This window comes from Caballeronia grimmiae, assembly GCF_000698555.1.
Classification (GTDB): domain Bacteria; phylum Pseudomonadota; class Gammaproteobacteria; order Burkholderiales; family Burkholderiaceae; genus Caballeronia; species Caballeronia grimmiae.
The window spans coordinates 1-20763 of the sequence record NZ_JFHE01000044.1; the positions used below are offsets into that span (position 1 = coordinate 1).

A 20763-nucleotide genomic window follows, 5' to 3' on the forward strand; every position below is an offset into this window, starting at 1 on the left:
AGCACGGCGGCGCGAACGAAGTCGCGTTCGAGATCCAGTCGCGCTATCAAACCCCCGACGAAGCCGAAGCGGACATTCGCCGCCGCGTCGAGAACAAGGAAGTGGTGATCGGCTTCGGGCATCCGGTCTATACGATCTCCGATCCGCGCAACAAGGTCATCAAGGAAGTCGCGAAGTCGCTGTCGACCGAAGCCGGCGACACGAAGCTCTTCGATATCGCCGAGCGCCTCGAATCGGTCATGTGGGACGCGAAGAAGATGTTCCCGAACCTCGACTGGTTCAGCGCGGTTTCGTATCACATGATGGGCGTGCCCACCGCGATGTTCACGCCGCTCTTCGTCATTTCGCGCACGTCGGGCTGGAGCGCGCACATCATCGAGCAGCGTATCGACAACAAGATCATCCGCCCGAGCGCAAATTACACGGGGCCGGATGACCTCGGGTTCGTGCCGCTGGCGCAGCGCGTCTGACATCCGTTATGCTCGCTGCCGCAACCCTCGAATCCATTCCGGGCCTTTGGGCTATGAACACCGAATACCGCAAACCCCTGCCCGGCACGCGCCTCGATTACTTCGACGCACGCGCCGCCGTCGACGCAATCCGCCCCGGCGCCTACGACACGCTGCCCTACACCGCCCGCGTCCTCGCCGAGAACCTCGTGCGCCGCTGTGCGCCGGAGACGCTCGCCGCATCGCTCGGCCAGCTCATCGAACGCAAGCGCGAACTGGACTTTCCGTGGTTCCCGGCGCGCGTCGTGTGCCATGACATCCTCGGCCAGACCGCGCTCGTCGATCTCGCCGGGCTGCGTGACGCCATCGCGGCACAGGGCGGCGATCCGTCGCTCGTCAATCCGGTCGTGCCGACGCAGCTCGTCGTCGATCATTCGCTCGCCGTCGAATGCGGCGGCTTCGATCCCGATGCGTTCGCGAAGAACCGCGCGATCGAAGACCGGCGCAACGTCGACCGCTTCGACTTCATCGAGTGGACGAAGAAGGCGTTCGAGAACGTGGACGTGATTCCGCCCGGCAACGGCATCCTGCACCAGATCAACCTGGAACGCATGAGCCCGGTCGTGCAGGTGAAGGACGGCGTCGCGTTTCCGGACACGCTCGTCGGCACCGATTCGCATACGCCGATGGTCGATGCGCTCGGCGTCATTGCGATCGGCGTGGGCGGCCTCGAAGCCGAAAGCGTGATGCTGGGCCGCGCATCGTGGATGCGGCTGCCGGATATCGTCGGTGTCGAGCTGACGGGCAAGCCGGGGCCGGGCATCACGGCGACCGATGTCGTGCTGTCGCTGACCGAGTTCCTGCGCAAGCAGAAAGTGGTCGGCGCGTATCTGGAGTTCTACAGCGCGGGCGCAGCGAGCCTGACGCTCGGCGATCGCGCGACCATCGCGAACATGGCGCCCGAGTTCGGCGCGACCGCCGCGATGTTCTACATCGACGATCAGACCATCAAGTACCTGAAACTCACCGGCCGCGACGATGCGCTCGTCGCGCTGGTCGAAACCTACGCAAAGCAAGCGGGCCTCTGGGCCGACAGCCTGCAGCGCGCGGAATATGAACGCGTGCTCACGTTCGATCTGTCTTCCGTGGTGCGGACGCTGGCGGGGCCGTCGAATCCGCATCGGCGGCTGCCGGTGTCGGAACTGGCGGCGCGCGGCATCAGCGGCACGGTCGAGAACGACGAAGGCAGGATGCCCGATGGCGCGGTGATCATCGCCGCGATCACGAGCTGCACCAACACCAACAATCCGCGCAACATGATTGCGGCCGGCTTGCTTGCGCGCAACGCGAACCGCGCTGGCCTCGCGCGCAAGCCGTGGGCGAAGACCTCGCTCGCGCCGGGATCGAAGGCGGTCACGCTGTATCTGCAGGAAGCCGGGCTGCTGCCCGAACTCGAGAAACTGGGCTTCGGCGTGGTGGCGTACGCGTGCACGTCGTGCAACGGCATGTCCGGCGCGCTCGATCCGGCGATCCAGCAGGAAGTCGTCGAACGAGACCTTTACGCCACCGCCGTGCTGTCCGGCAACCGCAACTTCGACGGCCGCATCCATCCCTATGCGAAGCAGGCGTTCCTCGCATCGCCGCCGCTCGTCGTGGCCTATGCGATCGCCGGGACCATCCGCTTCGACATCGAAAAGGACGTGCTCGGTCACGATGCCGACGGCCGCCCGGTGCGGCTCGCGGATATCTGGCCGACCGACGAGGAAATCGATGCAATCGTCGCGTCCAGCGTGAAGCCCGAGCAGTTCCGCAAGGTCTATGAGCCGATGTTCGCGCTCGCGCCGGACGCCGGCGAGCGGGCGTCCCCGCTCTACGACTGGCGGCCGCAAAGCACCTATATCCGCCGTCCGCCGTACTGGGAAGGCGCGCTCGCCGGTGAGCGCACGCTACGCGGCATGCGCGCGCTCGCCGTGCTCGGCGACAACATCACGACGGACCATCTCTCGCCGTCGAATGCGATTCTCGCGGACAGCGCGGCCGGCGAGTATCTCGCCCGCATGGGATTGCCGGAAGAGGACTTCAATTCCTATGCGACGCATCGGGGCGATCACCTGACCGCGCAGCGCGCGACCTTCGCGAACCCGACGCTCAAGAACGAGATGGTGTTGGACAACGGCCAGATCGTGCAAGGCTCGCTCGCGCGCATCGAACCGGAGGGCAAGGTCACGCGCATGTGGGAAGCCATCGAAACCTACATGGAACGCAAGCAGCCGCTGATCGTGATTGCGGGCGCGGACTACGGCCAGGGTTCATCGCGCGACTGGGCCGCGAAGGGCGTGCGCCTCGCAGGAACCGAGGCGATCGTCGCGGAAGGCTTCGAGCGCATTCACCGCACCAACCTCATCGGCATGGGCGTGCTGCCGCTGGAATTCAAGGCGGGCGTCAATCGGCTGACGCTCGGCATCGACGGCACCGAGACGTTCGACGTCATCGGCGAGCGCAAGCCGCGCGCCGACCTGACGCTCGTGATTCATCGCCGCAACGGCGAGCGTGTCGACGTGCCGGTCACATGCCGGCTCGATACCGCCGAAGAAGTCTCGATCTACGAAGCGGGCGGCGTGCTGCAACGCTTCGCGCAGGACTTCCTCGAATCGTCGCAGGCGACGGCGTAAGCGCGCTTTACTCGACCCAGCACCGGATCACAAGAATCGACATGACTCACGCACCGCAGATCAGGATTCCCGCCACCTACATGCGCGGCGGCACGAGTAAAGGCGTGTTCTTCCGTCTGAAAGACCTGCCCGAAGCCGCGCGCGTGCCCGGCCCCGCACGCGACGCGCTGCTGATGCGCGTCATCGGCAGCCCCGATCCGTACGGCAAGCAGATCGACGGCATGGGCGGCGCGACGTCCAGCACCAGCAAGACGGTGATCGTCGCGAAGAGCAGCCGGCCGGATCATGATGTCGATTACCTGTTCGGTCAGGTGGCCATCGACAAGCCCTTCGTCGACTGGAGCGGCAACTGCGGCAACCTTTCCGCCGCCGTGGGGCCGTTCGCGATCGCGAGCGGCCTGATCGATGCGAGCCGCGTGCCGGATAACGGCGTGGCCGTCGTGCGTATCTGGCAGGCGAACATCGGCAAGACGATCATCGCGCATGTCCCGATGACGAACGGCGCGGTGCAGGAAACGGGCGGTTTCGAACTCGACGGCGTGACCTTCCCCGCCGCCGAAGTGCAGCTCGAATTCATGGACCCGGCTGCCGAGGAAGACGGCGCGGGCGGCGCGATGTTCCCGACGGGCAATCTGATCGACGCGCTCGACGTGCCGGGCATCGGCACCCTGACGGCGACGATGATCAACGCGGGCATCCCGACCATCTTCGTGAACGCCGAGGAAATCGGCTACACGGGCGCCGAGTTGCAGGACGCGATCAACACCAACCCCGCCGCGCTCGTGATGCTCGAAACGATCCGCGCGCACGGCGCGGTCCGCATGGGCCTCATGGGACATATCGACGAAATCGCGAGCCGGCAGCATACGCCGAAGATCGCGTTCGTCGCGAAGCCCGCGAGTTATGTCGCGTCCAGCGGCAAGCGGGTGGCCGCCGAGGACATCGACTTGCTGGTGCGGGCGGTGTCGATGGGCAAGCTGCATCACGCGATGATGGGAACCGCCGCGGTAGCGATCGGCGCGGCGGCGGCGATTTCCGGCACGCTGGTCAATCAGGCCGCGGGCGGCGGCGTGCGTGAGGTCGTGCGATTCGGACACCCTTCGGGCACGTTGCGCGTCGGTGCGCAGGCGAGCGAAGCCGATGGCAAGTGGACCGTCACGAAGGCGATCATGAGCCGCAGCGCGCGCATATTGATGGAGGGCTGGGTGCGCGTGCCGCAGTGAGCGGTGGCGCGCTTAGTTGACCCGCTTGCTTAACGCGCTTGGTCATCGCGCCTGGACCAACGTCCCGCCCGAGGCCCGGCGCAAGGACCCGAGTGTTTCCCATCCCAGATCGGAGAAGCACGGGCCTTGCGTGGCTTCGCCGAACTTGACGTCGTTGTGTTCGGCGTTCCATTCGAGCACCACGACTTGCCCGTTCGCATCCACGGTGACGTCCCAGCCGATGCAGCGCGCAAACGGCACTTTCGCATGCAGCTCGATGACCTTGCCGACGCACTCCGCAAACGCGGGCAGCGTCAAGCCGCTGAACGCGACCTTCGAGTCGGGGTGCGCGTCGACATCGGTCCAGTCGTTCAGATAGCCCCTGCTCGACAGGCGGCCGCTTTTCAGATCGACCGCGACGCAGACTTCGCTGTCGGGGCGGATATAAGTGTCCGTTGCCCGTCCGAGCCGCAAGAAGCAGGCGCGCAACGAGATGCGACCGGCATCGTCGACGACGGTCGTCAGACGCACCGTGGCGACCGCCTTCGATGCGAACTGATCGAACCACTTATGCTGCACGATGAACCGCTGCAACACGCCGTTGCCGAGCGACTTGATCTGCGCGACGCGGAAGTCCTTGCGATCCAGCAGAAAGACGCCCCTGCCCTGCGATGACTGATCGAGCTTGAACGCGACGCGCTCGCTCGTGCTGAAGACGAGGTCGGCGACCTCGGACTCGGGAATCGCGATGTGATCGGACGAAAAGAACATACCGTTCACGTAGTACGCGATATCCGGGAACACGTCGTCGCGAAAGAGCAGCCGGGAGACGGGCTTCAGATGCGACATCTGTCCGTAGAGGCCCTTCAGCTTCGGCACGACTACCCAGCCGTAATAGTTGTCCGGAATCCAGCCTTCCCGGAAGGTGCCGGTGAACGCGGTATAGGCCTGCAGCCACGGTGCGTAGCACGCGTCGCCGAAGACATCACGTGCGTAGGCATCGGCGAGCGCCAGTTGAGCGGGGTCCGTCCTTCCATGCCGGCTTTCTATCGCCCGCCGAATGCTTCGCGCCTCGACGCCATGCCGCCAATGAAACCTTCGACATGCAAGGTTTCGCCATGATCCTTTGACAAGCGTCTCGACATGCTTCGGTGACATAGAACGATTGATCCGTTTCTGGGACGTGCGACAGGTTAACCAGTGCGACCTGATGGGACGCTTAATGAAGCGCAAATTGGCGGAAAAGCGCTGTCGATTGACGCGGCGTCGACGCTCGCGGGCTGCACGTCTGCAAGTACAGGGCCTTTATTACGAACGAGTCAGTCATTCATAAGCTGATCGTAAGGAATCCTTTGTCTGCCAGGCTTACTCAAATCGGGCGCGGTATCGTGCGAGGAAAGACGGGATCGCAGCTTGCTAAGTCTGCCGTCTGCACGCGGAGCTTTGCCACTATGCCCGGAGAGTCCGCTGCTCACCTACATTCGGAGAGGACACGATGAAGACTGCAACGAAGTACCTCGTAACGACCGCTCTCGCGCTGGGCCTGTCCACGGTTGCGCTCGCACAGGGCAATGCAGGTGGAACACCCGGCGGCAACGGCGCCGGCCGCGGCGGCGTGGGTATCGGCACGCCCAACGGCAATGGCGAAACCGGCACGCCGTCCGGCCCGACCGGCAAGCATTCAGCGCCGCCGAAGCGCCACCATAAGGCGAAGAAGACGAGTTGAGGCAAGCGCAACAGACAAGCCGGAAAGAGCATGTCGCGGCCCGGGCCCGGGATTTGCGGCATGCGCCCGGTCTAACAACCATGAGACCTCGATATGAAACTCTTGCAGCGCCTCACCCTCGCGACCGTCATTGGAACCATCAGCCTGGGTGCTCATGCACAGGTGGCCGGCACGCAACCGCTCAGCGTTACCGTGCAGCAATCGCAAGCGCTACTGGAAGGATGGAGCACCAAGAAGAGCATCCTCGGCAAGTCGGTCTATAACGACAAGAACGAGAAGATCGGCTCGATCATGGATCTGGTGATTTCTCCCGACGCCACGGTGTCAGCCGCGATCATCTCCACCGGCGGATTCCTCGGCGTGGCCACGCACGACGTTGCAGTGCCGATCGCTTCGCTGGAGCTTCGCAATGGCAACTTCTATCTGCCGGGCGCAACGAAGGACGCGCTCAAGAACACGCCGCAGTTCGAGTACAACAAGGTGAAGGCGCCGCCGAAGCCGAAGAAGCTGAAAGAAGGCCAATAACGCATCGAGCGGATCGATGATGGGCGCAGCCTTTCTTCATCGGTCCGCTTTCACCACCCGCTCGAACGCCTCCCTGACATCCACGCAAAACGCCTCGGCCACGACGGGCATCGGCTGGGCCGCATTGGTCACGATGCAGAAGTGATCAGGCACCTCGGGCGTGAAGCGCCTCACCGCGACGCGTTCCCTCGCATACGCGGCAGTGACCGGATCGATCAACGCGACGCCCGCGCCGTTCGCGACCAGCGCGACGATCGCCTGCGACAGTTGCGCTTCGATCACGAGATCACGCGAAACGCCCGCTTCGACGAACACGCGATCGATGGCGCTGCGCGCATCGAAGCTCTGCGGAAACGAGATAAAGCGCTCGCCGCGTAAATCGGCGGCACGCAACGACGCGCGCCGTGCAAGACGATGCTTGCGCGGCACGATGCATCGCATTACCGCGTTCGAAAGCCGCTCGCTTCTCACGGCGGGATGCGGGATCGGTTCGGCGATCAGCCCGACATCGCACTGGCCGGACGCCACCTTTTCCACCACCGTGGTCGCGCTATGCGCAAGCAGGCTGACGTCGATGCCCGCATGACGCTCGGCAAAACGCGCAATCACCGCCGGCAGCAGGTCGAGCGCCACCGCAGGCGATCCCGCCACCCGCAACGAGCCGCGCCGCATCGCGCGAATCTGCTGCGCCGCGAGCGTGATGCGGTCCATGCCGACGAACGCGCGCTCGACTTCCTCGAACAGCACGCGCGCCTCCGCCGTCGGCACCAGCCGGCCCTGCTGCCGCTCGAACAGCACGAAGCCGACGCGGCTCTCCAGATCAGCGAGAAGGCGGCTCACGGCGGGCTGCGAAACATGCAGCGATTCGGCGGCGCTCGTCACCGTACGGCGCAGCATGACCGCGCGAAACGCTTCGATCTGGCGAATCTTGAGTGCTGTCGTATCCATAACATTGGATTATAGGCGACGCATGAACCGGCATTTGACGCCGATTTTCGTCGCGTTCAAAGTGCCATCGGATACATGACATAGGCAGGAAAGGCATTCGATGCACGAGAAACAGGCCCATAACAACGCGCGTCACTACGACGTGATCGTCGCGGGCGGCGGGCTCGTCGGCATGGCGATCGCATATGGGATCGCTCGCACGGGCAAGCGCGTCGCGGTATGCGACGGCGCGGACTCGGCGCATCGCGCGGCGCGTGGCAACTTCGGGCTCGTATGGGTGCAGGGCAAGGGCAGCCGCTGCCTGCCTTACGCGCAGTGGTCGCGCGAATCGTCCGCGCGCTGGAGCGCGTTCGCGGCGCAATTGCAGCGCGAGACCGGCGTCGATGCGGGCTTCGAGCGGCCCGGCGGCATCGAACTGTGCGAGACCGCCGAGCAGCTCGATGCGGGGCATCGCTTGCTCGAATCGATCCGCGCGCAGGATGCGTCGCTCACTTACGAAGTGCTCGATATCAAGGCGCTGAAGGCGCGCGTGCCGACCGCCTCGGACGCCCTGGCCGGCGCGCTCTACTCGCCTCACGACGGCCATGCGAGCCCGCTTTACACGCTGCGCGCGATGCAGGAAGCGTTTCAGCTTCACGGCGGCGCGTATCTGCCGCGCAACGAGGTTCGTGCGATTCGTCCCCGCGCGGGCCGCTTCGAAGTCGATACGGCGAGCGGCACGCTCGAAGCGGAGCGCGTCGTGCTGGCCGCCGGTCTCGACAACGCGCGGCTCGCGCCGATGGTCGGCATGCACGCGCCGATCACGCCGCTGCGCGGTCAGATCATGGTGACCGAGCGGCTGCAACCGTTTCTCGACTATCCGACGCTCGTCGTCCGTCAGACGCGCGAAGGCTCGGTCCTGCTGGGCGATTCGGCGGAACCGGCCGGCTTCGACGATGGCCAGACGCGCGCCGTGATGGCCGATATCGCGCGGCGCGCACGCACCGCGTTTCCGCTGCTCGCGCATGCGCGCATCGTGCGGTCGTGGGGCGCGCTGCGCATCATGACGCCGGACGGCCTGCCGGTCTACGAAGAATCGTCCGCGCATCCCGGCGCGTTCCTCGCCATCTGTCATAGCGGCGTGACGCTCGCCGCCGCGCACGCGGATGTCATCGCGCCGTGGATCGCGGGCGGCGGCAAGCCTGCGATCCTTCATCCTTTCGTCGCTACACGCTTTTCGAATCCGACCGATGCCCACGCTCTTTGAACCCCTCGCCACCATGCCGGCACGCACCGTCCGCATCGACATCGACGGTACCGAGCGGCACGTGCCGACGCATTACTCGATCGCTGCCGCACTGCTCGAAAGCGGCGCAGCCGCGTGCCGCACGACGCCCGTGAGCGGCACGGCGCGCGGCCCGTTCTGCATGATGGGCGTGTGCTTCGACTGCCTCGTCGAAGTCGATGGCGTGCCGAACGTGCAGGCCTGCATGACGCGCGTGCGCGACGGCATGCGGGTGCGCGCGATGAGCGGCAAAGCGAGGCTCGCATGACGCAGGTGAAGTGCGATCTGCTGATCGTCGGCGCGGGACCGGCGGGCATGTCGGCGGCGATCGAAGCGCGTGCGGCGGGCCTCGATGTCGTCGTCGCCGACGAAGGCAACGCGCCCGGCGGGCAGATTTATCGCGACGCGGCGCAATCGCCGCTCGCCGATGCGACCGTCCTCGGCGACGACTATCTCGCCGGACGCGCGCTCATCGAACGGTTCGCCGGCAGCGGTGCGAAGCATCTCGCTCGCTGCGTGGTCTGGCAGGTCGCGTTCGAAGACGGCCGCGTGATCGCGATGCTGACGCGCAAGCCCCACGATGAACGAGGTGGCACGCTCGAAGTCACGGCGCGCGCGGTGCTGATCGCGACCGGCGCGCAGGAACGTCCGTGGCCCGTGCAGGGATGGACGCTGCCGGGTGTGATGGGCATCGGCGCGGCGCAAACGCTGCTCAAGTCATCGGGACTCGCGCCGTCGCAGGATGCGGTGCTGGCGGGCAGCGGGCCGCTGTTATGGCTTTTCGCGTCGCAATTGCTGAAGGCGAGACGCCGTGTGTGCGCGATCGTCGATACCACGCCGTCACACGCCTGGCGCACCGCGCTGCCGCACGCATTGCCCGCGCTCGCCGGGGCCGACTATCTGCTCAAGGGCGTGCGCATGATGCGCGCGGTGAAGCAGGCCGGAACGCCGATTCATCGCGGCGCGTGCGCGTTTTCGATCGAAGGCGATGGCCGCGCAGAGAGCGTGCGTTTCGTCGATGCAAGCGGCGCGCAGCACGTCATTCGCACGTCGCTCGTGCTGCTGCATCAGGGCGTGATTCCATCGACACAACTGCCCCGGTCGCTTGGCTGCGAGCACGAGTGGGACGCGCCGTCCGCATGCTGGCGTCCCCGCACGGATGCGCGCGGGCGCTCCAGCGTCGAGCGCGTCTGGATTGCGGGCGATGGCGCGGGCATCGGCGGCGCCATCGCCGCGATGCACGCGGGCACGCTCGCGGCGCTCGACATTGCGCGCGAACTCGGCGCGCTCGACGCCGCGACGCGCGATGCACGCAACCGCCCCGCCGTGCGCGCGATGAAGCGCCATCTCGCCGTGCGCCCGCTGCTCGATGCGCTCTACACGCCGCCCGCCGCGCTGCGCCGTCCCGCCGACGGCGTGATCGTGTGCCGCTGCGAAGAAGTCAGCGCGGGCGAGATTCGCGGGATCGCGGCGCTCGGCTGTCAGGGACCGAATCAGATGAAGGCGTTTTCGCGCTGCGGCATGGGGCCGTGTCAGGGCCGATGGTGCGGCACGACGGTCAGCGAACTGATCGCACAAGTGCAGCAGCGTTCGGTCGGCGATGTCGGCTATTACCGCATCCGCGCGCCGATCAAGCCCGTCACCATCGACGAGATCGCCGACTCCATCGCCCTCGACGACGACTTCACGCGCGGCGAATTCCCGAGCTGATTGCAAGAACCGCCCACTCTAACGAACGCTAACTACGGAGCCTCAATGAAGACCCCACGCATGAAGACGATGAAGACCGCCGCCGCACTCGCCCTGATGGCGGCGAGCACGATGGCGATGGCCAAGGAATGGAGCACGATCCGCGTCGGCGTCGATCCGACTTATCCGCCGTTCGAGTCGGTGACGAAAGACGGCGCCGTGCAGGGCTTCGACATCGACCTCGGCAACGCGCTGTGCGCGAAGCTGAAGGCGAAGTGTGTGTGGGTGCAGAGCAGCTTCGATGGCCTGATTCCCGGATTGCAGGCGCGCAAGTTCGACGTCATTCTTTCGTCGATGGCCGCGAACGAGAAGCGTCGTCAGCAGATCGACTTCACCGAGCGGCTGTATCGCAACCAGACGCGCTTGATCGCGAAGGAAAGCGCGCATCTGCTGCCCGAGGCGTCGAAGCTCGCGGGCAAGCGCGTGGCCGTCGAGCAAGGCACGGTGCAGGAAACGTACGCACGCGAGAAGTGGGCGGCATCGGGCGTGGACGTGGTCGCCTATCCGAGCTATGACCAGGCCTATGCGGACCTGACGGCGGGCCGTGTCGACGCCGTGCTGATGGACGCCGTGCAAGGCAAGCTCGGCTTTCTGGCGACGCCGGCGGGCAAGGGCTTTGCATTCGCGGGCGATGTCGTCTATGACCCGAAGATCATGGGCGACGGCGATGCCGCCGGCGTGCGCAAATCGGACCCCGACCTTCGCGATGCGTTGAATGGCGCGATTGCGGACATCCTGCGCGATGGGACGTATCGCAAGATCGAGGCGAAGTACTTCGATTTCGACATGTACGGAAAGTAAGCGGTTGGCGGTCTTGCGATCCGGTCAGCCGGCTCGCTCGACCGCTTCCCTTTCCCGGCGGGTAACCGGCCTAATGACACAGCTCTTCGAGACGCTTGCCGTTGGTGCGCGGTCCGAAGACGCCGATGGACACCACGACCACCAGCATGCAGGCGGTAATGCCCGCGAACACGCCGACCACACCGAAATCCCGCAATAGCGCCGCGATGATGAAGCCCGACATCATCGCGCCGATGCGGCTTGCCGAGTACACCAGTCCATTGGCGCGGCATCGGATGGCGGTCGGAAAAAGCTCGGCCTGATACGCGTGATAGCACACGGAGATGGTCTGTCCCGCGAGGCTGATGAGCACGCCGAGCGCGATCAGCGCCGGCACCGACCGCGCCTGACCGAACGCGATGCCGCTCACGATCACTACGAGCGCGCCGCCGACGATCAGCCACTTGCGCTGGATGCGATCGGCGTACAGCATCGCCAGCATTGGGCCGACGGGTAGCGCGAACGCGATGATGAACGAATACAACAAGCTCTTCGTGACCGTGATGCCCTGCCCGATCAACAGCGTCGGCACCCAGTTCGCGAAGCCGTAATAGCCGATCGCCTGACACAAATTGAACACGACGAGCATCACGAAGCGCGACCGGTACGGCGGTTGAAGCAGCTCCGCGAACGACGCGCGCCGATGCACCGGCTGCTCGACCACCGGCAACGGCGGCGGCAATGGTTCCTTCGCTTGCCGCGCGACGATCGATTCGATATCGCGCACGATCGCATCGGCCTTCTCGGGCTGTCCGTGCGAGGCGAGCCATCGCGGACTTTCCGGCACCGAGCGGCGGATGAACCACACGAGCACCGCACCCGCCGATCCCGCGAGCACCACGACGCGCCATCCGTCGATACCGAACACGGTCGTCGGCACGAGCCAGTACGACAGGATCGCGGCCACCGGCGCGGCGGCGAACATCACCATCTGATTGAAGGCCATCGCGCGGCCGCGCATGTGCTGCGGCACGAGTTCGGTCACGTAGCTGTCGATGGTGATGATCTCCACGCCCACCCCGATGCCCGTGATGAAGCGCCAGAGAATGACCGCTTCCGGCGTCGTCTGAACCGCCATGATCGCGGAGCCGATCGAGTACCACAGCAGGGAGACGGTGAACACGGCGCGGCGGCCGTATCGGTCCGGCAGCCAGCCGAAACAGAACGTGCCGACGAACAGGCCGGCGAACGTCGCCGCGATGAATCCGGCAATGCCGGTGAAGCCGAAGAACGAATGAGTCGTCGTGGCGAGCAGGCCGCTCTTCGCCATGCCCGGCGCGATATAGCCCGTGAAAATCAGATCGTAGATTTCGAAGAAGCCGCCGAGCGAGATCAGCAGCACGAGCATCCAGAGATGCCGCGTGATCGGCAGGCGATCCATGCGCGCCGAGATTTCCGCGCCCGGCTGATTGCCGACGCGCACATTGGGTGTGACGAGCGGGGGACTGCCCGCGGTGACGGTCTGCTGCATGTGTGTCTCCTGATCTTCATGATGCCGGCGGCTCGTCTTGCTGCGAGCCTGCCGGGACGCTTGACTGGAATCGTGCTGCTTTAAGCGGTCTGGTCGAGCTCCCGCCGATACTTCTCCGCGCGCGCGGCATAATCCGCCGCATTGGACGCGAGACTTCCGATCTGCTCATCCGTCAGTTCGCGCACCACTTTCGCGGGCGCACCGAGAATCAGCGAGCGGTCCGGAAACGTCTTTCCTTCAGTGACGACCGCGCCGGCGCCGACGAGACAGTGCTTGCCGATGACCGCGCCGTTCATCACGATCGCTTGAATGCCGATGAGCGAGCCATCGCCGATGGTGCAGCCGTGCAGCATCGCCTGATGCCCGATGCTGACGTTCTCGCCGATCCTCATGGGATAGCCGGGGTCGGTGTGCAACACGGCGCCGTCCTGCACGTTGCTGCCTGCGCCGATTTTAATTACTTCGTTATCCGCACGAATCACCGCGTTGAACCAGACGCTCGCGCGCTCATGCAGCGCCGCGTTGCCGATCACGACCGCCTGCGGCGCAACCCATGCCGATTCGGCCAGTTGCGGCTTGCCGTTGCTCAATCCGTAGCAGCTCATGCCGTCACCCGGCTCTTGATGCGCGACAGCACCTCTTGCGTGTGCTCGCCGACGCGGGCCAGCGCCTGACGCACGCCCGGACGGCGGCCGCCCATCGTGATCGGCAACAGGACGACATCGGTCGTATCGCCATCGTCGGTCTGCATCGGCGCGAGGCCGCCGCTCGCTTTCAGATGCGGATCGTCGAGTAACTGGTCGGGCCGCACGATCGGCGCATACGGAATGCCGGCCGCTTCGAGCTTCGGCGCAAGCTCGCCGACGTGTCGATCCTTCAGGATCGCGCCGAGACACGCGAGCAGTTCGGGCCGCACCGCGACGCGCATCGCGTTGTTGGCGAAGCGCGGCTCGGCCGCGATGTCCGGACGCGCGAGCACATCGCACAGCGTGACGAACTGCTTGTCGCTGACCGCGCCGATGAACAACTGCTCGCCATCGGCCAGCGTGAACACGTCGTAGACGCTCCACGCGGAGACGCGTGCGGGCATCGGCGGCGGCGCTTCGCCGGTCATCGCGTATTGCTGCATGTGTTGCGCGGAGAGGAACACGCAGTTCTCGAAGAGCGCGCTCTGCACTTCCTGGCCGCGTCCCGTGAAGTCGCGTTCGCGCAGCGCGGCAAGCACGCCGATGGCGCCGAACATGCCGCCCATGATGTCGTTCACCGATGTCCCCGCGCGCAGCGGCCGTCCGACCGGGCCGGTCATGTATGAAAGGCCGCCCATCATCTGCACGACTTCGTCAAGCGCGAGGCGCTTTTCGTAAGGGCCGGGCAGAAAGCCCTTGTGCGATACATAGATGAGCGCGGGATAGCGCCGGCTGAGCGTGCCGTAATCGAGGCCGAGCTTCTCCATGAGACCGGGACGGAAATTTTCGAGCACCACGTCGCAGGTGCCGACCAGTTCCGTCGCGGTTTCACGGCCCTCCGGCGTGTTGATGTCGATCACGACGCTCTTCTTGTTGCGATTGAACGACCGGAAGAAGCCGATGCCGAGCCCCGGCAGCGTGCGTGTCTTGTCGCCGCCGGGCGGCTCGATCTTGATCACTTCGGCGCCGAGATCGGCGAGGATCATGCCGCACGTCGGTCCCATGACCATGTGCGTGAATTCGACGACGCGCACGCCGTCGAGCGGAAGTCTTGCATTCGAAGTCATGTGGAAAGCCTCAGGCGGTCAGCGCGGCGCTCGCCGCATGTTGCGCAAATGATTTGGGAAGACCGGCACGCCACAGCGCGCCGTGCAGGGTTTCGCCTTCGAGCCATTGCGCCACTTTCTCGCGCAGCGCAAGCAAGCCGCTTATGTCGATGCCGGTTTCGATGCCCATGTCGGCCAGCATGAAGGCGAGGTCCTCGCTCGATGCGTTGCCGCTCGCGCCCGGCGCGTGCGGGCATCCGCCGATGCCAGCGAGCGTCGCATCGAAACGCGCGACGCCCGTTTCGAGCGCGGCGTACACGTTGGCGAGCGCAAGGCCGCGCGTGTCGTGAAAGTGGCCGCACCAGAAGCGTTCGCCGGCAATGCGGCGCGCCTTCTCGAACAGATCGCGAACGGCGCGCGGTCCCGCATAGCCGACGGTATCGGCGATGCTCACGCGATCCGCGCCTGCATCGAGCAAAGCCTGCATGCAGCGCAGCACTTCGCTTTCTTCGACGCGTCCCTGGATCGTGCAGCCGAACGCCGTGCCGATGCCGCCTTCGATCAACGTCTTCGCGCCCGAGGCATCGCGGGCGGCGCGGATGCGCGCCACTTCCGCGACCACTTCATCGGGCGTCTTGCGCAGATTCGCGAGGCTGTGCTCGCGGCTCGCCGAAAGCGGCACGAGCAGCAAATCGGCTTGCGTCTCGAACGCGCGTTCCGCGCCTCTCAGGTTCGGCACGAGCACGGAAACGAAAAGCCCGGGCAGTGTCTTCGCGAAAGCGACGAGCTCGGCGGTATCGGCAAGCTGGGGCAAGAGGCGCGCGGGCACGAACGAGCCGACTTCGATCTCGCGCTGCCCGGCCTGGTAGGCGTCGCGAATCCATTCGCGCTTGCGTTGCGTCGGCAGAACCCGCTGAATGCTTTGCAGGCCGTCGCGCAAGCCGACTTCGCGTATCGCCGCGTCAGTGGGGAACAAGGGCATGAGCCGTCTCCGTGTTAGCGCCGGTCATCGTGTCGCCGGCGTTGTGCTAACTTTAGACCTTCCGCCGCGGCTCAGAAGCGGTATGTTGGAAGCGTTGTGATTCCGAACCGGAATGTCTAAAAGGAAACGTCCGTGCGCGATATCGACCTGAAGACGCTGCGCCTGTTCGTCGCCGTATGCGATCACCGCAACATCGCGCGGGCGGCGGAGGAGCAGCATATCGAGCCGTCCGCGATCAGCAAGCGCATCGCGCAGCTCGAAGCCGACCTCGGCGTGCCGCTGCTGTCGCGCTCGCGGCGCGGCGTCGAGCCGACCGGCGCAGGCATCGCGCTGCTCGAACACGCGCGCAACGTGCTGTTCACGCTCGATCGCATCGGCAGCGACGTCGCGGCGTTCGGCAGCGGGCTGCGCGGGCGCGTGAGCATTTGCGCGTCGGCGTCGGCGATGGCGGAAGCCTTGCTCGACGATATCGCCGCGTTCATGCGCGAGCCGGCGAACGCGAACATTCGGGTCGATGTGGAGGAAAGGTTATCGACGGAACTGGTGCGGCAACTGCGCGAGGGCGCGGCGAGCATCGGCGTCTGCTGGGACAACGTCGATCTTGAAGGCTTGCAGCACGCGCCTTATCGTCAGGACCGGCTGGCGCTGGCCGTGCATCCCGACCATCCGCTGGCGAACGAAACAAGCCTGAGCTTCGAAGACACGCTCGAGTACGAGCACGTCGGGCTGCTGCCGTCGACCGCCGTCCATACGATGTTGAGGCGATCCGCCGCGAGCGCCGGCAAGACGCTCTCGTATCGCGTGATCGTGTCCAGTTTCGATGCCGCGTTTCGCGTCGTCGCCGCGGGCCTCGGCATCAGCGTCGTGCCGGTGGAAGTGGCGGCGACGTATCAGTCGGTGTTCGGCGTCGCGGTCATTCCGCTCGTCGATGCCTGGGCGGAACGGCGCTTCGTGGTCTGTTTCAAGGGCTTCGACACGCTGCAGCCGGCGGCTCAAAGGATGGTCGAGCATCTGACGAGCCGGGCGCGGCAAGCGGCCTGAGCGCCACCTGCCCGCCCACACTGAGTTCGACTCAGCTCGTATAACCGAGATGCTGCGCGAGAATCGCGCAGCCGACGCCGATCAGCACCACTCCGCCGACGATCTCCGCCCGCTTGCCGATGGTCGCGCCGACGAGCCGGCCGATCATCACACCGACCGTCACCATCAGCATGGTCGCGAAACCGATGGTGGCGGCGGTCGAGAAGATATCCACGTCGATGAAAGCGAGGCCCGCGCCGACCGCCATCGCATCGATGCTGGTGGCAAAACCGGTGACCGCCAGCACCCAGAACGAATGCGAGTTGGGCTTCTCGTCCGCGTGTTCGGCGCTGCCGCAACCTTCGCGAATCATGCGCGCACCGAGCAGAAAAAGCAGGCCGAACGCGATCCAGTGATCCCACGCGGTGACGTACTGCGCCGCCGTCCGGCCGATCGCCCAGCCGACGAGCGGCGTGATGGCTTCGATGACGCCGAAGATGAGGCCCGTCCGGAGGGCTTCGGTGACGCGAGGCTTGCGCAGGCTCGCACCCTTGCCGACGGCGGCCGCGAAGGCGTCGGTTGACATGGCGAAGGCGAGGAAGATCGTGGAGGCGAGGTTCATCGAGTAGGGCTCTGGTCGGGCAAAGAAACACGACGCAACGCGCCGCCCGACCTGAGGGCGCGTTCCGTCGATGGTCTTGCCAACCTTTGATGGCTGCGCATGCCACGGTCCCTGTGTGCGGACCGAGTGTGTTGACATGCGCGCTTTCCGTGGGACGGAAAGCCGGCTACTCCCCAGCGAGAAGCGAGAGCTTAACACGGCCGATAGGCCAGGAGCCGTCATCCGATAGCGTCGACAGCACCTTCGCGACGATGCGATCGCACCGCGCCCCGCCGAACTCGAATACGTCGCGCTCGGCGAGATCGAAGGCCTGCGCAAGCGATTCGCGCAACAGGCTGCGCGCCCGAAAATGCCGGCTGCGCACCGTCGCTTCGGGAATGTGCAGACATTGCGCGGTCTCCTCGACGCTCATCTCTTCGATGGAGCGCAGCACGAACACGACGCGAAACAGGTCCGGCAATTCATCGAGCTTGCGTTCGAGCAGCGCGCGCACTTGCGCACGCGCAAGCGCCTGGTCGGGGGCGTCGTCGTGGGAGCGGGTCGTATCGGCCCGTTCGATGGCGGCGGGCGCATCCACGATCGGAATCACGTTCTGACGACGCGCCGAGCGCCGCAATCGCGCGAAGCATTCGTTGAGCACGAGCCGCGACAGCCACGTGAGCAATTGCGAATCACCGCGAAACTGGCTCATCGACCGGAACGCGTGCAAGTACGCATCCTGCAGCGCGTCCTCCGCTTCGGCCTCGTTGCGCAAGGTGGCGCGCGCCAGCCGATACAGCCGGCGATTATGCCGCCGCATCATCGCTTCGAACGCGGTCCGGTCGCCGGCAGCGATGCGGCGCGCGATGGCGAGTTCGTCGTCGGTGGTGTCGGTCGCGGGAATCATCGTCGTCATGGCCGTACGTTGAGGACCGCGTGCATCGCCGGATGCAGCGCGCATGAATAGGCGTAGCGTCCGGCATCGTGCGCCACGTAAATCCACGATGCGTTGCCGCGATGCCGTGCGAATCGAACGCTTTGGCATCGGCGGTCGCGGTATGCGGGAACAAGTCCTTGTTGATCCACATCACGCGATCGCCGCGAGCGACCGTCAGCGCGGGCGGACTAAAGCGCATGCCTTCGATGACGACGACATGCGTCGCCGCAATCGCATCGACGGGCCACGCGAGCGCACTCATCAGCCAGATCAGCAAGCGCATGTCATGCACCGTTTCTGGCGAGTTCCGCCTGCACATGCCGCGCGTGATCGAGATGCGCGACGAATGCCGGCCGCACCTTCACCAGCAGCGCCTTCAGTTCCGCGTTCTTCGCGCTGGGGATGAGCGTCTTGTCGAGCGCATCGAGCACGCTTTGATGATAGGCCACCTCGTGATCGATATACGCCTTGTCGAAGCTGCCGCCCGATAACTGCTTCAACTTGGCGATGTTCGCGTCGCCGCCTTGCTTGAGGCTCTGGCTCGTCGGGCTGTCTTCAGGCGTCACGTCGAGCTTCTTCACCAGATCCGTCGCGGCCTTGTTGACGCCGCTGTGATCCGTGACCATCTGCTGCGCAAACGCTTTCACGTCCTTCGATTTCGTTTTGTCGCCAGCGAGCTTGCCCGCGTCGATATCGACCTGATTGGCGGTCACGACGATCGCGGCGATTTGCGGATCGGTCGGCCCAGCCCCTTGCGCACGGGACGCGATGCTCGTCAGCGCGAGCGCCGCCGCGAGCGCGAAATGAATGCGTTTCATATGACATCTCCGCGTATGAAGTGGCAGACACGGCATTGGATGTCACGTCGAAGAAGCGCGTTCCCGCACCGCAGTCCAATCCCGGATTGCCCGCGCCGGCGGATCACGGTTACACTCGGACGCACACGAACCGGGCCTCGATCCAAGCGCATGCTCAATGATCTCTGGTACAAGAACGCGGTCATCTATTGTCTGTCCGTCGGCGCGTTCATGGATGCGAACGGCGACGGCGTCGGCGATTTCCAGGGCTTGTTGCGGCGGCTCGACTATCTTCAGGGGCTCGGCGTCACCACGATATGGCTGATGCCGTTTCAGCCATCGCCGGGCCGCGACAACGGCTACGACATCTCCGACTACTACAACGTCGATCCGCGCTACGGCACGCTCGGCGATTTCGTGGAATTCACTCACGCGTGCCGTCAGCGCGGCTTGCGCGTGCTGATCGATCTGGTCGTGAATCACACGTCGGATCAGCATCCGTGGTTCAAGGAAGCGAGGCGCGATCCGAATTCGAAGTATCGCGACTGGTACGTATGGTCGAAGAAGCGGCCGGCGGGCGCGGACGACGGCGTGGTGTTTCCCGGCGTGCAGAAGTCCACGTGGACCTACGACAAGCAAGCCGCCCTGTGGTACTTCCACCGCTTCTACGACTTCCAGCCCGATCTCAACACGGCCAATCCGCACGTGCAGGCGGAGTTGCTGAAGATCATGGGTTTCTGGATTCAGCTCGGCGTCTCGGGGTTTCGCATGGACGCGGTGCCGTTCGTCATCGCGACCAAGGGCGCGCAGGTCAAGAAGCCGGCCCGTCAGTACGACATGCTCCGCATGTTTCGCGAGTTCCTGCAGTGGCGCGAAGGCGACGCGATCATCCTCGCGGAAGCCAACGTGCTGCCTAACACCGACATGCAGTACTTCGGCGATGCCGGCGAGCGGCTGCAGATGATGTTCAACTTCCAGGTCAATCAGAACACCTTCTATGCGCTCGCGAGCGCCGATACCGTGCCGCTGAGAAAAGCGCTCGAAGCGACGAAATCGCGTGCGGCGACCGCGCAATGGGGCGTGTTCCTGCGCAATCACGACGAACTCGACCTTGGCCGCTTGTCGCCGAAGGAACGCGAAGCCGTGTTCGCGGCGTTCGGTCCCGAGCCGTCCATGCAGCTCTACGAACGCGGCATCCGCCGGCGTCTTGCGCCGATGCTCGATGGCGACCGTCACCGGCTCGAACTGGCGTACAGCCTCATGCTGACGCTGCCGGGCACGCCCGTCGTGCGCTACGGCGATGAGATCGGCATGGGCGACGATCTGCGTCTGCCGGAACGCGAAAGCCTGCGCACGCCGATGCAATGGTCGACCGAGCCGCATGCGGGCTTCACGAAACATGCGCGTCCGGTTAGCCCGGTGATCTCGGGCGGACCGTATGGATATGAGCGCGTGAATGTCGCGAGCCAGCGAAGAGATCCCGATTCGCTCCTGAACTGGATGGAGCGGATGATCCGCATGCGCAAGGAAGTGCCCGAGATAAGCTGGGGCGATTTCGCGATTCTTCGCACCTCGCGCGACGACGTGCTCGCGCTGCGCTACGACTGGCGCAACAACTCGGTCGTCTGTCTGCACAACTTCAGCGCGGCCGCGTGCACGGTGAAGTTCCGGGTCGGCGCGGCAGCGGGAGAAAGCGGCAAACTCGTCAACCTGCTTTCCGGCGATCACAGCGAAGGTAACGCGAAGGGCCAGCACAGTGTCGTGCTGGAACCGTATGGGTATCGCTGGTATCGCGTGGGCGGGCTCGACTATCTGCTGAAGCGAAGCGAGGTTTGAGCCGGGTTTGAC

Annotated in this window: 20 protein-coding genes, 1 pseudogene and 1 riboswitch; of the genes and pseudogenes, 11 read left to right on the forward strand and 10 right to left on the reverse strand. The window is 65.2% G+C overall.

The window, feature by feature from the left end:
* From BG57_RS26630 to prpF, 3 genes are all read left to right on the forward strand, one after another.
* Positions 1-470 (forward strand): citrate/2-methylcitrate synthase (locus BG57_RS26630; protein WP_035969862.1); only part of this gene is annotated, 470 nt, incomplete at its 5' end.
* 53 nt (positions 471-523) lie between these two features.
* Positions 524-3121 carry a Fe/S-dependent 2-methylisocitrate dehydratase AcnD gene (gene acnD, locus BG57_RS26635; RefSeq protein ID WP_035969863.1) on the forward strand — a complete coding sequence of 866 codons (2598 nt, stop codon included), beginning with the start codon at positions 524-526 and terminating at the stop codon, positions 3119-3121.
* Positions 3122-3162: 41 nt separating this feature from the next.
* Positions 3163-4344, forward strand: a complete 1182-nt coding sequence (prpF, locus tag BG57_RS26640) for a 2-methylaconitate cis-trans isomerase PrpF (RefSeq protein WP_035969864.1) — start codon at positions 3163-3165, stop codon at positions 4342-4344.
* A 42-nt stretch (positions 4345-4386) separates the two neighbouring features.
* On the opposite strand, the gene BG57_RS26645 is transcribed toward prpF, so the two are convergent.
* Positions 4387-5481 (reverse strand): sugar-transfer associated ATP-grasp domain-containing protein, encoded by a 1095-nt coding sequence (locus BG57_RS26645; RefSeq protein ID WP_081850996.1) that lies wholly within the window; start codon positions 5479-5481, stop codon positions 4387-4389.
* A gap of 337 nt (positions 5482-5818) precedes the next feature.
* On the opposite strand from BG57_RS26645, the gene BG57_RS26650 reads away from it, so the two are divergent.
* A complete protein-coding gene (locus BG57_RS26650; protein WP_052006018.1) occupies positions 5819-6049 on the forward strand; it encodes a hypothetical protein in 231 nt (76 codons plus the stop codon).
* 93 nt (positions 6050-6142) lie between these two features.
* Positions 6143-6574 carry a PRC-barrel domain-containing protein gene (locus tag BG57_RS26655; protein ID WP_035969866.1) on the forward strand — a complete coding sequence of 144 codons (432 nt, stop codon included), beginning with the start codon at positions 6143-6145 and terminating at the stop codon, positions 6572-6574.
* A gap of 36 nt (positions 6575-6610) precedes the next feature.
* Here BG57_RS26655 and BG57_RS26660 read toward each other — a convergent pair whose 3' ends face one another.
* Positions 6611-7522: a LysR substrate-binding domain-containing protein gene (locus BG57_RS26660; RefSeq protein ID WP_035969867.1), complete on the reverse strand. Its 912-nt coding sequence runs from the start codon at positions 7520-7522 to the stop codon at positions 6611-6613.
* 100 nt (positions 7523-7622) lie between these two features.
* On the opposite strand from BG57_RS26660, the gene BG57_RS26665 reads away from it, so the two are divergent.
* The 4 genes from BG57_RS26665 to BG57_RS26680 are packed head-to-tail and all read left to right on the forward strand — an operon-like array spanning position 7623 to position 11336.
* Positions 7623-8768 (forward strand): NAD(P)/FAD-dependent oxidoreductase, encoded by a 1146-nt coding sequence (locus BG57_RS26665; RefSeq protein ID WP_035969868.1) that lies wholly within the window; start codon positions 7623-7625, stop codon positions 8766-8768.
* Positions 8752-9054, forward strand: a complete 303-nt coding sequence (locus BG57_RS26670) for a (2Fe-2S)-binding protein (RefSeq protein ID WP_052006019.1) — start codon at positions 8752-8754, stop codon at positions 9052-9054. Before BG57_RS26665 ends, BG57_RS26670 begins: the two co-directional genes overlap by 17 nt.
* Positions 9051-10496 (forward strand): NAD(P)/FAD-dependent oxidoreductase, encoded by a 1446-nt coding sequence (locus BG57_RS26675; protein ID WP_035969869.1) that lies wholly within the window; start codon positions 9051-9053, stop codon positions 10494-10496. Before BG57_RS26670 ends, BG57_RS26675 begins: the two co-directional genes overlap by 4 nt.
* Positions 10497-10556: 60 nt before the next feature.
* Positions 10557-11336 carry an ABC transporter substrate-binding protein gene (locus BG57_RS26680; protein ID WP_371875855.1) on the forward strand — a complete coding sequence of 260 codons (780 nt, stop codon included), beginning with the start codon at positions 10557-10559 and terminating at the stop codon, positions 11334-11336.
* A 70-nt stretch (positions 11337-11406) separates the two neighbouring features.
* On the opposite strand, the gene BG57_RS26685 is transcribed toward BG57_RS26680, so the two are convergent.
* The 4 genes from BG57_RS26685 to BG57_RS26700 form a co-directional block, all read right to left on the reverse strand.
* Positions 11407-12846: an MFS transporter gene (locus tag BG57_RS26685; RefSeq protein ID WP_035969872.1), complete on the reverse strand. Its 1440-nt coding sequence runs from the start codon at positions 12844-12846 to the stop codon at positions 11407-11409.
* A gap of 80 nt (positions 12847-12926) precedes the next feature.
* Positions 12927-13451, reverse strand: coding sequence for a gamma carbonic anhydrase family protein (locus BG57_RS26690; protein ID WP_035969874.1), 525 nt, complete (start codon positions 13449-13451; stop codon positions 12927-12929).
* Positions 13448-14599, reverse strand: a complete 1152-nt coding sequence (locus BG57_RS26695) for a CaiB/BaiF CoA transferase family protein (protein WP_035969875.1) — start codon at positions 14597-14599, stop codon at positions 13448-13450. Before BG57_RS26695 ends, BG57_RS26690 begins: the two co-directional genes overlap by 4 nt.
* A gap of 10 nt (positions 14600-14609) precedes the next feature.
* Complete coding sequence (locus tag BG57_RS26700; protein ID WP_035969877.1) at positions 14610-15560, reverse strand: hydroxymethylglutaryl-CoA lyase; 951 nt, start codon at positions 15558-15560, stop codon at positions 14610-14612.
* A 132-nt stretch (positions 15561-15692) separates the two neighbouring features.
* Between BG57_RS26700 and BG57_RS26705 the strand changes: the two genes are divergently transcribed.
* Positions 15693-16601 (forward strand): LysR family transcriptional regulator, encoded by a 909-nt coding sequence (locus tag BG57_RS26705; protein WP_035969878.1) that lies wholly within the window; start codon positions 15693-15695, stop codon positions 16599-16601.
* 31 nt (positions 16602-16632) lie between these two features.
* Here BG57_RS26705 and mntP read toward each other — a convergent pair whose 3' ends face one another.
* From mntP to BG57_RS26725, 4 genes and pseudogenes are all read right to left on the reverse strand, one after another.
* Positions 16633-17202, reverse strand: a complete 570-nt coding sequence (gene mntP, locus BG57_RS26710) for a manganese efflux pump MntP (protein WP_035969879.1) — start codon at positions 17200-17202, stop codon at positions 16633-16635.
* Positions 17203-17212: 10 nt separating this feature from the next.
* Positions 17213-17389, reverse strand: a riboswitch (yybP-ykoY riboswitch).
* Positions 17369-18097 carry an RNA polymerase sigma factor gene (locus tag BG57_RS26715; protein WP_035969880.1) on the reverse strand — a complete coding sequence of 243 codons (729 nt, stop codon included), beginning with the start codon at positions 18095-18097 and terminating at the stop codon, positions 17369-17371. (Overlaps the previous riboswitch by 21 nt.)
* Positions 18094-18401, reverse strand: a pseudogene (locus BG57_RS33950) (cupredoxin domain-containing protein). Before BG57_RS33950 ends, BG57_RS26715 begins: the two are co-directional and overlap by 4 nt.
* Before the next feature lies 1 nt (position 18402).
* A complete protein-coding gene (locus BG57_RS26725; protein ID WP_035969881.1) occupies positions 18403-18936 on the reverse strand; it encodes a DUF4142 domain-containing protein in 534 nt (177 codons plus the stop codon).
* A gap of 150 nt (positions 18937-19086) precedes the next feature.
* Between BG57_RS26725 and BG57_RS26730 the strand changes: the two genes are divergently transcribed.
* Complete coding sequence (locus BG57_RS26730; RefSeq protein WP_035969882.1) at positions 19087-20751, forward strand: alpha-amylase family protein; 1665 nt, start codon at positions 19087-19089, stop codon at positions 20749-20751.
* The last annotated feature ends 12 nt before the right edge of the window (positions 20752-20763 follow it).

Bases quoted from the DNA above. Each gene is read 5' to 3' on its own strand.
- prpF (WP_035969864.1), top strand. From the start codon at position 3,163: ATGACTCACGCACCGCAGATCAGGATTCCCGCCACCTACATGCGCGGC.
- BG57_RS26690 (WP_035969874.1), bottom strand. From the start codon at position 13,451: ATGAGCTGCTACGGATTGAGCAACGGCAAGCCGCAACTGGCCGAATCG.
- BG57_RS26700 (WP_035969877.1), bottom strand. From the start codon at position 15,560: ATGCCCTTGTTCCCCACTGACGCGGCGATACGCGAAGTCGGCTTGCGC.
- BG57_RS26675 (WP_035969869.1), top strand. From the start codon at position 9,051: ATGACGCAGGTGAAGTGCGATCTGCTGATCGTCGGCGCGGGACCGGCG.
- BG57_RS26665 (WP_035969868.1), top strand. From the start codon at position 7,623: ATGCACGAGAAACAGGCCCATAACAACGCGCGTCACTACGACGTGATC.
- BG57_RS26715 (WP_035969880.1), bottom strand. From the start codon at position 18,097: ATGACGACGATGATTCCCGCGACCGACACCACCGACGACGAACTCGCC.
- BG57_RS26645 (WP_081850996.1), bottom strand. From the start codon at position 5,481: ATGTCACCGAAGCATGTCGAGACGCTTGTCAAAGGATCATGGCGAAAC.
- BG57_RS26655 (WP_035969866.1), top strand. From the start codon at position 6,143: ATGAAACTCTTGCAGCGCCTCACCCTCGCGACCGTCATTGGAACCATC.
- BG57_RS26650 (WP_052006018.1), top strand. From the start codon at position 5,819: ATGAAGACTGCAACGAAGTACCTCGTAACGACCGCTCTCGCGCTGGGC.
- BG57_RS26660 (WP_035969867.1), bottom strand. From the start codon at position 7,522: ATGGATACGACAGCACTCAAGATTCGCCAGATCGAAGCGTTTCGCGCG.
- BG57_RS26725 (WP_035969881.1), bottom strand. From the start codon at position 18,936: ATGAAACGCATTCATTTCGCGCTCGCGGCGGCGCTCGCGCTGACGAGC.
- mntP (WP_035969879.1), bottom strand. From the start codon at position 17,202: ATGAACCTCGCCTCCACGATCTTCCTCGCCTTCGCCATGTCAACCGAC.
- acnD (WP_035969863.1), top strand. From the start codon at position 524: ATGAACACCGAATACCGCAAACCCCTGCCCGGCACGCGCCTCGATTAC.
- BG57_RS26670 (WP_052006019.1), top strand. From the start codon at position 8,752: ATGCCCACGCTCTTTGAACCCCTCGCCACCATGCCGGCACGCACCGTC.
- BG57_RS26730 (WP_035969882.1), top strand. From the start codon at position 19,087: ATGCTCAATGATCTCTGGTACAAGAACGCGGTCATCTATTGTCTGTCC.
- BG57_RS26680 (WP_371875855.1), top strand. From the start codon at position 10,557: ATGAAGACGATGAAGACCGCCGCCGCACTCGCCCTGATGGCGGCGAGC.
- BG57_RS26695 (WP_035969875.1), bottom strand. From the start codon at position 14,599: ATGACTTCGAATGCAAGACTTCCGCTCGACGGCGTGCGCGTCGTCGAA.
- BG57_RS26685 (WP_035969872.1), bottom strand. From the start codon at position 12,846: ATGCAGCAGACCGTCACCGCGGGCAGTCCCCCGCTCGTCACACCCAAT.